Below are 12,340 nucleotides of genomic sequence, written 5' to 3' on the forward strand. Positions count from 1 at the left end.
GTAAAATTCGAATTTCGCTTCATTGTAATCCTGACTCAATTATTTTTTACTAGGCTGAATATCGAGATATTGCCAACTGGTGTTCATCATTGGATGTGTTTTATACCCCTGAATTTCAGGGTGAATTAACCAATTACGAATCCGTGTAGAATGGATAATCCAAGGGTTATCCGCTTCAATTTGACGGTTCATTTTTTCATAAAAAGGTTCACGATCTTTAGGTTTCAACACAATTGCTTGCTTATATAATGCGTCATAAGCTTTAGATTGATAACAACTTAAATTCCCTTGTCCTGAATTTGGCCCATATAGTAATTGAGCAAAGTTCTCCCCTTCAGGATAATCTGCAATCCACGCTCCAGACCACATCATATATTTACATTGCATTGCTTCTTTTAAATTGTCAGCAAAGTTACTGACCTTAAACTGTACCCGTATCCCAATGGCATCGAGATTTTTTTTCCATAACTCAGATTGAATCACTGATTTAGAGCTATTTTCAGTATTTATTTTTAAGGTCAACGCTTTACCATCGGGCAAGGTTCGATAACCATCAACACCTTTCTTATACCCAAATCGATCCAGTAATTTATTAGCCAGCAATGGGTTATATCCCAAACTACTGCGATATTTTGGATTAAAGCCACTCACGCCTTCTGGTAAAAACATTTCAGCCTTTACGGCCTGCCCTTGATATAACTGTTTAATCGATTCAGCTTGATTGTATGACATGCTGATGGCACGGCGTAAAGCGATCTTTTCAAGGCTTTCACCACCGACAAGCGGGTCTTGCATATTGAACATGCTATAGGTGATTTCAGCATCTTTATTTGGATAATGCTTAATGCCGAGCTTTTGCATATCAGGCTTAAGTTTATTTTGCGAATCTAAAGCTTGCGGTACTGCATTTGAGGTCAATTTATCAAAATTCAGCTGCCCTGTTTTAAATGCTAACCACCGTGATTGTTCTTCTTCAATAATACTGACGGAAACCTTGCCGATTTGTGGCATTTTTTTCCCGTTCATTTCTTTGACTAACTGATTGTCCCAAGCTGTGCCTGTCGATTTAAAATTCCAGACAAAACCACGATAATTCGGGTTTGCAACCAATTCGATCTTGCTACGTGGCACATATTTACTGAGCTGATACGGTCCTGTTCCCACAGGATGCTGTGCAATTTTATTGCCATAAAATTCAACAACTTCTTTTGAAATTGCACCAAACGTAACATAGGCCAAAATATATTGAAAATTATAGTCAGGGCGCGTCAAAGTAATTTGCAAAGTATAAGGATCTATCGCTTTTAGGCCGGCAATAGCCGCATTGTAATTAAATTTTCCTGACTTCTTTGCATCCGCAACGACCGCATCCCCCCCTAAGATTTTGCCATCAATAAATGAATAGGTCGGAGAACGGTTAGCTGGATCTAAAATTCGTTGAATCGCGTAAATGTAATCTTGCGCAACTAGCTCGCGTTTTTTTCCCTTAAAGGCTGGATCATCTGAAAAATGGATGCCTCGTTTGATTTTGAAGGTATAGACTTTTCCTTCTTGTTCAATCTTTGGCATCGTTTCAATAGTATTTGGAACAAGAACAACAGGACGTGCTAGATAGTCATATTTCAATAAGGGTTCAAAAATGGCTTCCGCAATATTGCCACTATAATAATTATAGGTTTTGACCATATCAAAACCATCATCCGGTGCTTCAAATGCAATATTTAAAACTTTATTCGATTGTGCAGAAGCTTGAACCTCGGCCATCATCCCTGTTGAAATTAATAATGCAAGGAGCGCTATTTTAAATTTTCTAGTTTCCAAACCTTTTCCTTTCTGATGATTTTTTAATAATACAAAGCCGCAAGCAGACTTTAAATAAAGCCACCTTTACTAAAATAAAATGAACCAGTTTAAATTAAGTTTTAAACGTAGAACTTAATACAGTAGTTAATATAAAGCGAAATTCATGCCACCACTCCTTGGTTGAAAGTTATCTGAATTAAATATCCTTTTAAATTCATTTTTTAAGATAAATTTATACTAATAGCGACTTTCCGAGTAAAGCTCGTTTTTATCAAAAATTCAACTCTTGTTGTTGAACGCATCCAAGCATATTTTGCACAAATATAATACATTCCTGATTCATAATGGATCACCTTCAGATGAAATGACAAGTCATCAGCATATAAACCTATGAATTATATGTTTTTATTTTTTATTTATTTCACTGATTAATCTTATAAATCAAACACATAAATATGAATTAATTCACACTTTTTAAGGTTTAATTTGCACCTAATCATGTTTTTAAAAAAAATTTTGATCAAAAGTTAAATTCCTGATAAAAACTAATTAAAAGGATAACTTTAAAAAAATATACTTACCGTTCATCTTAAAGTTCTCCACTTTAAAACCAATAATGTAGATATTTATCAGTATTTTATATTTGAAAAGAAAATATAAATATATATTTGGCACTTGAATTGCTTAAAAAGAATCAAGCAATATCGCTAACTACAACAAAAAGGAATACTTTTACTATGAAAGAGAAAAAAAATGCTAAATCTGTGGGGGGTACACCATTTAGCAAAACAATACTTAAATTAAGTACTCTTAGTTTAAGTATGCTGTGTTTATCTTTAGCGAATGCAGCAGATAATACGGACGAAGAAGAGAAAGCTCAGCCAAAAGTAGCTAAAGTGACCGTAACAGGCTCTTCAATTAAAGGGGTAGCAGCACAGAGTGCATCACCAATTACGGTGATTAAAGCTGAAGAATTAATTAAACAGGGTGTTACCACTGTTGAAGAAGCGATGAATAAAGTCAGTGCTAACCAGGCTGGCTTTGTAACTTCCCAGAATATTGGTAAAAGTAATACCTCTGGTTCTTCAGCAAATTTACGTGGTATTGGTACCGATAAAACACTTGTCCTTTTAAATGGTCGCCGTCTGGCAAATAGTCCATTCAGTACTTCAGAAGTCAATTTGAATATCATTCCATTGGCAATGGTAGACCGCGTCGAAGTCCTACGTGATGGTGCATCTGCCGTTTATGGTGCAGATGCAATCGCAGGTGTAATCAACTTTATCACTAAAAAACAATATACAGGCGCTGGTATTAGCGGAGGTATATTTGCACCTGAAGAAGCTGGAGGCGATAAAAAGGACGTCTCTATTTTTGGTGGTTATGGCGATTTAGATGAACAAGGTTTTAATGTCTATGGTGTTATCGATTATCGTAAAACCGACCCAATCTGGGCTAAAGATCGTAAAGTCAGTAAACGTGGCGGTTTAATTCCTGAACTCGGTATGGCAATTGGATCGACAGCTGGATTCCCTGCAAATATCGGTGATTCAGGCGTTGGTATTGTTAACCCGTATATCAACGATAACTGTAATAATGCACCAAATACATTTGTCTCTGGTAAACGCTGTTTACTTAATACCCAAGCATTGATTGGTATTATTCCGGAAGAAGAAACACTATCTGCTCTTGGTAAAGCTACAATTAAAATCAATGACAATATCAATGCTGTTGCTGAATACATCTATACAAAAAGCGAAGTCACCACTTCTATTGCTCCAGATGTTTGGGGTGGTAGCCTAACTATTCCGAATACAAGTAAATACTACCCTGGAAATGGCATAACTCCAGGTATAACTGGTTTAAAAGATGATGAAGCTGCCCTTTATCTTCGTTCTCAAGCTGGTAATCGTGTATCACACACCATTAATGAATCGAATCGTGTCTTTGCTGGAATTGAAGGTGAAGCTTTAGGTTGGGATGTGAACGCCGGGGTGACATATGCCAAAGGTGATTCAAGTGACAGCTTCAAGAGCGGCTATCTCAACATGGAGAAAGTACAAGATGCGCTGAATGATGGAACACTTAATCCATTTGGTGCACAAGCACCTGAAGATGCAGGGAAATGGTCGACTTTTGATGTTAGAGGTAAAACAAACGTCGCGAGTTTAGAATCAACTTCTGTTGACTTCACAATTAGCCGACCAATTTTCGAACTACCTGCGGGTGAAGTTGGTTTTGCATTCGGTGGTAGTTTCACTAAGCAAGATTGGGAGGCTAAAGTAAACTCACCGATTGTCGCTTTAGTTCCTGGTAGTGGTATAGACCCTGATAAACCAATCAGTAAAGGTGATCGTGAAAATACAGCATTCTTTACAGAATTCCACATTCCGATTTTACCAACCTTAGAAGCTCAACTTGCAGCGCGTTATGATGATTTCAGTGATTTCGGCGATACATTCAACCCGAAAGTTTCATTACGTTGGGAACCGACAAAGCAATTGATGTTCCGTTCGTCATATAGCACTGGTTTCCGTGCCCCAAGCCTTTGGGAAATCAACGCTCCACAAAGCGAAACATACACTAGCGCCAGCTTCGACAATCCAAGATTTTGTGATGCTGAGGGCAAGCCAAATGATGTTAACTACGCCGACCAATGTGGTATGCAATTCAAACGCAAGCAAGGTGGTAACCCAGATCTTCAACCTGAAGAATCAACATCATATACAGCTGGTTTCGTCTTTGAACCAATCAAAAACTTAGTCTTTACTGCTGATTACTACAATATTGAAATTGAAGATCTTGTTGGTTCAATTACACCTGACATGATTTTCGACAATCTTAGTCAATACGGTAACTTAATTGTATATGCACCAGATGGCCGAATTCAGTATTTAAATACAACATTGCAAAACATGGGTGGTTTAAAAACTTCTGGTGTTGATTTAAGTCTAAATTATCAAACTCCAAATACACCTACAGGACGTTGGGGCTTCGGTATTGATGGTACTTATGTCATCAAAATGGATTACCAAACTGAAAAAGGCGGTGAATGGGAAGGCTTAGTCGGTGTTTATGATGACCCTGCAGTTGTCCGCTGGAAACATACGGCCAACCTAAATTGGGCATATGAAAACTGGGGATTGCGTTTCGAACAACAATTCACCCGCGGTTATGAAGACGCATCTGAAACTCGTGATGTTGCTGACTACACCTTGTATAACGTTGCAGGTACTTACAAAGGCTTTAAAAATCTAGAGCTTACAGCAGGTATCAAAAATATGTTTGATGCCGAGCCAGCTGCATCTGACGCAACAAACAATGCACAGTATGGTTATGACCCTCGCTACAGCGATCCAACAGGACGTACTTACTTTGTACGTGGTACATATAAATTCTTCTAAAACATAACTTTGCTAACACGGTTACTCGTCTAACCGTGTTAGTAGCGTTAATTTATTTAATTAGTCAAACATAAAAAAATGCAAAAAACACTTATATCTCAAGTGCCAATTTCACTATTGATTGTTTGTCTCACATTTCAGGAGTAGTAATGGGCAAAAGCTTTTCCGAATTAGAAAATAATTCCGGCAAACGCCTGATCGGAATTGGGGCAGTCATTCTTCTGCATCTCATTGTACTCTACGGATTAATTACTGGCCTGTCCAAAAAAGGTGAGAAAACTGTAGAAGAACCTGTTGAATTAATCATTATTCAAGATAAAAAACCTGAGCCAGAAAAACCGAAACCAATTGAAAAACCACCTGAACTACCAAAACTCGTTAAGGAAGTGCTCAAAACACCAGACCCTCAACCTGAACAAAAGGTTGTTGAAAAAGCTGCACCAACACAAACAGTGAAAGCCGTTTCAACACCTACGCCTACAGCCTCTCCATCTCCTAGCCCTGTTGCAGCATCTGCACCAGTCGCTGCGGCAGCACCCGCTCCTGCCCCTGCTCCAAAACCAGCTGGGGAAACACGTGGTGCATCTGAGGGAAGCGTTGGATGTAAAGAACCAGATTACCCTCGTGAAGCTGCAATGGCAGAAGAAGTAGGAACTGTCCGCATCTCTGTATTGGTTGGGCCTGACGGCAGTGCGAAACAAGTGAAGGTCAAAAAATCGAGTGGTACTAAATCTCTAGATAAGGCTGCTAGCAAAGCATTCAGCTTATGTACATTTAAGCCTGCACTCAAAAATGGTGAGCCAGTTGAAGATTGGTTTGATATTGAATACGAATTTAAACTTGATTAATGAATCTACAAAAATTTGGAGAATATAAATGAATAAAATGATGAAATCTGCGCGTATTTTTGCATCTGCTACAGTTTTAGCAACAAGTACATTACTCCCACTGCAAGCAGCATTTGCTGAAGAATCTACAAATACTGCAACAACACAAGTAGAAACTACGACTACAACAAATACACCTGCACCGCCACCAATGCCTACAGCAACCAAAGAAGTCTATAACCCGTATGGCTTAGAAGCACTATGGCGTGAAGGTGACATCGTTGCTAAATCGACACTCTTTATCTTGGTCCTGATGTCGATTGGAACTTGGTACATCATGGTCACTAAATTTATTCAACAAGCTAAAATTAAGCGCCAAGGCAAAGAAGCTGAAGCTAAATTCTGGGATGCTGCTTCAATTGATAGCGCAGCAGAAACCTTAGACGAATCGAGTGCATACCGCTTTATTGCAGAAAAAGGCATTAATTCAACCAAAAAACACGGCGGTAATCTACTGGAACGTATCGACTTCAACACATGGGTGACTATTTCAATCCAGCGTGCCATTGATAAAATTCAAAGCCATTTAAGTGGTGGATTAGCTTTCCTTGCTACTGTAGGTTCGACTGCACCATTTGTGGGATTGTTCGGTACAGTTTGGGGTATTTACCATGCCTTAACGGCAATTGGTATTTCAGGTCAGGCATCTATTGATAAAGTTGCTGGCCCAGTCGGTGAAGCCCTGATTATGACGGCAATTGGTTTAGCTGTAGCAGTACCTGCGGTTCTTGGCTATAACTGGTTAACGCGTCGTAATAAAGCAGTTCTAGATAATGTTCGTACCTTTGGTTCAGATCTACACACCGTACTTTTAAGCGGTGAGATCAAAAACAATAACAACGACACAAAATAAGAGAGGCATCAGCCATGGGAATGATGGTCAATTCAGATGGTGACGAAGATGATGTAATTTCAGCCATTAATACAACACCTTTGGTTGATATTATGTTGGTGCTGCTCATTATTTTCTTAATTACAGTACCTGTTGCAATCCATACAGTTCCGGTGAAGTTACCTGAGGAAAAGAACACGCCTTATGAAACCAAACCGATCAATATTCAGATTGCTGTCAATAAAAATGGCGATATCTTCTGGAATGAAAAATACATTGCAGATAAAGATACGCTGATCAGTCGACTACAAGCGGAAGCTAAAAAGCGTCCGCAACCTGAAGTTCATATCCGTGGCGATCAGGTGACAAAATATGAAGCGATTGATGAAGTCATTAGTGCAACACAAGCAGCAGGAATTGGCAAAATTGCTTTTGTCACCACCCCTGTTGCAGCACCATAATCGGATGAGGGACAAGGTATGGGAATGAATGTCGGTTCCGATAAAGACGATGATGTTATGTTGGATGTCAACATGACGCCATTGATCGATGTGATGTTGGTTTTGCTCATTATGTTTATTATCACAATTCCAATTCCAAATAACTCGATCAATATTGATTTACCAAACGGTACGCCACCGCCAACCAATGAAAAGCCGCCTGAGCCGGTCACCTTACGCATTGATGCGCAGGGTAAATTATTTTGGAATGGTCAACCCGTTGCCAATAAGCAAGCTTTAGAAACACTTTTTGCTGGTGTTGCACAACAAGCAGATCAAGATACGATCAAAGTGCAACCTGACAAAATGACAGAATATAAAGATGTCGCTATGGTGATGGCGGCAGCACAACGTTTGAATGTCAAAAAAATTGGGGTCTCAGCAAATCAATAATTGCTCCCCAACAATAAAGCCAACTGATCACCTCAGTTGGCTTTTTTAATTATTCACAGAAATCTATACAGTTAGTGACTCAGAAATAAACACATAGTATTTATTAAGTATTTTTCTGCTTCCAAAATTCATATAGCTCATGATCACAGTTTGGCTTTAACTGACTAAAACTCAACCCTTGCTGTTCATGTGGTTCAAGTCTTAATTTTTCGGCAATCTCTGCTGTAGATAAACCATAGGCTTCTGCATCAGCATTTGAATAAGCATATACAATTTTTTCAACTCCAGCCATTCGCAGAGCCGCCAAACACATTGGACATGGTTGTCCGCTCGCATAAACGACACAGTCCTTCAAAGACGTCGTATTTAAATTTTGGGCGGCTTGTCTTAATGCATTTAACTCGGCATGAGATGTCGGATCGCCTGAGATTAATATTTGATTCACCCCTGTACTCACCACAGCACCATGCTTAACGATCACAGCACCAAATGGTCGCCCACCTTGCTCAATATTTTCTTTCGCAAGTTGAATCGCAAGTTCTATAAACGCATGATCCGTCATAAATACGCCCAATTATTGTCAATATAAAGAGTTAGCCCATTATGCCAATACAGGAACATCAATCCATAACGCCTCTGGAAAGTGTTTCGCTAAATATGCTTTTAAATATTCAGCAGTATCTTTAGAAATCAATGCATCTTGCGATTCATCATTTAAATTATAAGCCAGTGCATAAAGCACTAAGCCACGACTTTTTAGTGCTTCCAAACTTAAAATCGTATGGTTAATGCTGCCCAAACGACCTGATGTCACCAAAATAACGGGATATTGTTTCTCTACAACATAATCGATGGTTAAAAGATCCGTAGTCAATGGCACCATCAAACCACCCGCACCTTCGAGTAAAACGTTGTCATATTTTTCAGTTAAACGTTTTGTCGCATATTCAATTTTAGCAAAATCAATGTCACGTCCATCGAGTTTGGTGGCGAGATGTGGCGACGCAGGATAACTAAATATTTCAGGCATCGTGAGTTTGGTTTCATCTTCGACCAACAACCCTGTACCCATAATTTGACGATGTTGTTCTATATCCTCAGAAATATCGACATTGCCTGTTTGAATCAACTTTTGCGTGATCGTTCGCGCCCCTTGTTCATTCCATATTTTAGCCAAATAGCCCGTGGTATATGTTTTACCGATGCCTGTATCGATCCCACTAATGAAATAAACTTGCCCTGTCATGGCATTCTCCGTGCAATACAAAAAATCGGATGATAGGTCAGTGCATAACGCATCTGCCCAGATTCATCACGCAAAGAAAACTGTTGATATGCTGAATAAAAATCAAAGAGCGATTGTTTCGTCCAACGAAAATGTGAGGCTGTCGCAGTCACACCTGTCGCTTTTAAATGCTGCAAAACCTGCTTTGGATGATCAAAATATAATGCCGCTGTCTGCTCTGAAAGATGCAGAATTTCAAAACCATTTTGACTTAATATGATTTGAAGCATATCAACATCGAGGTAGTCCAAACCCTGCCCAGTCAAAGCTTTTATTTCCTGTAAATTCTGCTGCCCAAAGGTCGAAAAACAAAAATATGCCTCTGGATTTAAACTTTGAAAGGCTTTCTCAACAATGCCCGCTAAGTTCCCTACCCATTGCAAAGCTGAACTAGATGCGATCAAGTCGATATGCTGTGGAAATTCAAGTTGTTCGATATCTCCAAGCCAGTACTGAATCTGCGGACTTGACTGAAAATGCTGTTGAATTTCTGCATATAGATCATTTAAAACCAAACGATTGATTTGCATATTTTCCAGCATCAAATGGCTTAAATTCCCCGAGCCACATCCAATTTCAAAAACCGTTTCCACAGGATGATTTTGCAACTTTGGACAATACTGCTGCATCAACTCAAATACATGTTGAGCAATCTCTTTTTGTGCTACGGCATGTTCAGCATAGCTGTGCCCTGCCTGAGCAAAGCGCAACGCCACTTGGGATTTATCAATCTCAAAATTATTCACAAGTCACTCACAACAATTGAGTCAACTGATCAAGATCTGTTTGTGTAATCTGAGCAGTGAGTGAAATGCGTAAGCGCGAACTATGCTGCGGCACAGTGGGCGGACGTACAGGCATGATATAAAAACCTGCCGTTTGCAATGATTGAGCCTTGGCAACTGTTTTATTCGACTCGCCAATAATGACGGGCACAATATGTGATGTAGATGGACAATCAAAACCTTTGTCTTGCACCGCTTGTTGCAAATTTTGACTGATTTGTTGTAAATGGTGACGCTCTGCTTTTAAATTTAAAACATTCTTGAAAATAAAATCTGTCCAAGCCATACAGATCGGGGGCTGTGCAGTACTAAAAATCAACGGTCGCATCGAGTTAATCAAATAGTCACGAATAATCGCATGACAGATGAGATACCCCCCTATTGAAGCCAGTGCTTTACCAAATGTCCCGACTAAAAGATCAATATCATCAATCACCTGATATTGCTCAGCACAGCCTAAACCACGCTCACCGCGCACACCGATTGCATGCGCCTCATCGACATACAACATCACTTTGGGAAATTGTTTTTTGATCCTTACCAGTTCAGCCAAATCGGTTTCATCACCATCCATACTGAAAATCGATTCAGTCACCACAATGATCCGCTCAAAAGCCTCATCTTCATGATATTTGCATAAAAGCTGAGAAAGATGCGCCAAATCATTATGGCGATAACGTACATATTTCGCACTCGATAATCGGATGCCATCAATCATACTGGCATGAATTAACTTATCCGCCAATATCAAGGTTTTACTGTCTGCCAGTGCAGGTAAAATCCCGATATTCATGTGATAGCCGCTGTTAAATAACAGTGCAGATCGACGATGAAAGGCATCACTTAATGTTGATTCAAGTTGCTCATATTCTGGAAAATTCCCCGTCAGCAACCGCGAAGAGGATGAACTCATCCAACGCTGTGCGTTCGGGGTTTCATCAAAAAATTGTTCACGTAGATGTTGGTTTGAAGCCAACCCCAAATAGTCATTTGACGCTAAATTCAACATAGTGTGATCGTGAATACTAATGTAACGATCGTGCTGATGATTTGACGTGAACTGACGTAAGTTGCCATGCTGTTTCAGCTGATCAAGTTGATCTGAAAAATGGTTGAGCAGATTCATGCTGGCTGCACCATGTTTTTCACCACCTCAACCATGTGTTCTAACAAATTTTTTAATTCATACTCAGAAATAATATAGGGTGGCATCACATAAACCAGTTTCCCAAATGGACGAATCCAAATACCACGACGAACAAACTCCTGTTGTAGGGTTTTCATATCGACATTAAAGGTCAATTCCACCACACCAATTGCACCAAGTATTCGTACATCTTTGACATGTTCAAGCGATGAAAGTGCTAGTAAATGAAACTTCAATTGAGCTTCGATACGTCGAATATTGGCTTGCCAATCTTGAGAAAGTAGCAGTTCGGTACTTTTTACAGCCACAGCACATGCCAACGGATTTGCCATAAAGGTTGGGCCATGCATAAACACACCAGCTTCGCCTTGGCTGATCGTATTCGCAACTTTCTGCGTGGTTAGAGTTGCAGACAAGGTCATATAACCGCCTGTCAGTCCTTTACCAATGCACATAATATCTGGCTCAACTGCGGCCCATTCCCAAGCAAAGAGTTTTCCTGTACGCCCGAAACCTGTCGCGATCTCATCGAAGATCAGCAAGATATTGTATTTTTCGCAGAGTAATTTAGCTTGACGCAAATATTCAGGATGGTAGAAACGCATGCCTCCTGCACCTTGCACAATCGGCTCTAGAATCAATCCCGCAACATTTTCATGCTGTTCAGAGACAGTCTTTTCTAGTTCAGCAATATCCGCAGGATTCCACGCTTGGTCAAAGCCAACTTGCGGCGCAGGAACAAAAATTCGATTGGGCAAACTTGGGCCAAAAATTTGATGCATCCCTGTCACTGGATCACACACAGACATCGCATTCCAAGTGTCGCCATGATAGCCAGAACGTGGTGTGATAAAATTGGTTTTATTCGGTTGATGCAAAGACGCCCAATACTGCACTGCCATTTTCAAGGCTACTTCGACAGCAACCGAACCTGAATCGGCAAAGAAGATTTTATCTAAACTGGGCGGTGTGATTTTTAACAGTAATTTAGCCAGTTGAATCGCGGGATCATGTGTCAATCCACCGAACATGATATGTGACATCTGTTGCAGTTGATCGGTCACAGCCTGATTTAGCTCGGGATGGTTATAACCATGAATTGCACACCACCATGAAGACATACCGTCAATCAATTGACGACCATCTTCAAGCTCAATCATTACCCCTTGCGCACGTTTCACTTTAAACGTTGGAAGGGGCTGAGTCATCGATGTATAGGGATGCCAAATATGCTGCTGATCAAATTGTAGATCGGTTAAATTGGCCATCCCTCACTCCATGTATCAGGCTTAAACATCAATGAG

At 39.9% G+C, this 12,340-nt stretch carries 11 protein-coding genes; 5 read left to right on the forward strand and 6 right to left on the reverse strand.

The window, feature by feature from the left end:
• Positions 1 to 39: 39 nt before the first annotated feature.
• A complete protein-coding gene (locus FTU80_RS12525) occupies positions 40 to 1,767 on the reverse strand; it encodes an ABC transporter substrate-binding protein (RefSeq protein ID WP_180085451.1) in 1,728 nt (575 codons plus the stop codon).
• Positions 1,768 to 2,540: 773 nt separating this feature from the next.
• On the opposite strand from FTU80_RS12525, the gene FTU80_RS12530 reads away from it, so the two are divergent.
• The 5 genes from FTU80_RS12530 to FTU80_RS12550 all read left to right on the forward strand — a co-directional run bounded on the left by FTU80_RS12530 (position 2,541) and on the right by FTU80_RS12550 (position 7,819).
• Positions 2,541 to 5,207: a TonB-dependent receptor gene (locus FTU80_RS12530; protein WP_180085379.1), complete on the forward strand. Its 2,667-nt coding sequence runs from the start codon at positions 2,541 to 2,543 to the stop codon at positions 5,205 to 5,207.
• 149 nt (positions 5,208 to 5,356) lie between these two features.
• A complete protein-coding gene (locus FTU80_RS12535) occupies positions 5,357 to 6,055 on the forward strand; it encodes an energy transducer TonB (protein WP_180085381.1) in 699 nt (232 codons plus the stop codon).
• 37 nt (positions 6,056 to 6,092) lie between these two features.
• Positions 6,093 to 6,947, forward strand: coding sequence for a MotA/TolQ/ExbB proton channel family protein (locus FTU80_RS12540; protein WP_373684559.1), 855 nt, complete (start codon positions 6,093 to 6,095; stop codon positions 6,945 to 6,947).
• 14 nt (positions 6,948 to 6,961) lie between these two features.
• Entirely contained in the window at positions 6,962 to 7,387 is a 426-nt protein-coding gene (locus FTU80_RS12545) for a biopolymer transporter ExbD (protein WP_078190074.1), read from the forward strand.
• 18 nt (positions 7,388 to 7,405) lie between these two features.
• Positions 7,406 to 7,819, forward strand: coding sequence for a biopolymer transporter ExbD (locus FTU80_RS12550; RefSeq protein WP_078190075.1), 414 nt, complete (start codon positions 7,406 to 7,408; stop codon positions 7,817 to 7,819).
• A 103-nt stretch (positions 7,820 to 7,922) separates the two neighbouring features.
• Here the strand turns inward: FTU80_RS12550 and FTU80_RS12555 are convergent, their stop codons facing one another.
• From FTU80_RS12555 to bioA, 5 genes are read right to left on the reverse strand one after another with little or no spacing between them, the layout of a single operon-like run.
• Positions 7,923 to 8,381, reverse strand: coding sequence for a nucleoside deaminase (locus FTU80_RS12555; protein WP_180085386.1), 459 nt, complete (start codon positions 8,379 to 8,381; stop codon positions 7,923 to 7,925).
• A 39-nt stretch (positions 8,382 to 8,420) separates the two neighbouring features.
• Complete coding sequence (gene bioD / locus FTU80_RS12560) at positions 8,421 to 9,065, reverse strand: dethiobiotin synthase (protein WP_180085388.1); 645 nt, start codon at positions 9,063 to 9,065, stop codon at positions 8,421 to 8,423.
• Positions 9,062 to 9,850 (reverse strand): malonyl-ACP O-methyltransferase BioC, encoded by a 789-nt coding sequence (gene bioC / locus FTU80_RS12565; RefSeq protein ID WP_180085390.1) that lies wholly within the window; start codon positions 9,848 to 9,850, stop codon positions 9,062 to 9,064. Before bioC ends, bioD begins: the two co-directional genes overlap by 4 nt.
• A 7-nt stretch (positions 9,851 to 9,857) precedes the next feature.
• The gene (locus FTU80_RS12570; RefSeq protein ID WP_180085392.1) at positions 9,858 to 11,015 is read right to left on the reverse strand and encodes an 8-amino-7-oxononanoate synthase; all 1,158 of its coding nucleotides are present in this window, start codon (positions 11,013 to 11,015) and stop codon (positions 9,858 to 9,860) included.
• On the reverse strand, positions 11,012 to 12,304 hold the full coding sequence (bioA, locus tag FTU80_RS12575) for an adenosylmethionine--8-amino-7-oxononanoate transaminase (RefSeq protein ID WP_180085394.1): 1,293 nt from the start codon (positions 12,302 to 12,304) through the stop codon (positions 11,012 to 11,014). The genes FTU80_RS12570 and bioA overlap by 4 nt, the downstream gene beginning before the upstream one ends.
• Positions 12,305 to 12,340: the final 36 nt, after the last annotated feature.

It is taken from the genome of Acinetobacter sp. YH12145 (assembly GCF_013418335.1).
Lineage (GTDB): Bacteria > Pseudomonadota > Gammaproteobacteria > Pseudomonadales > Moraxellaceae > Acinetobacter > Acinetobacter amyesii.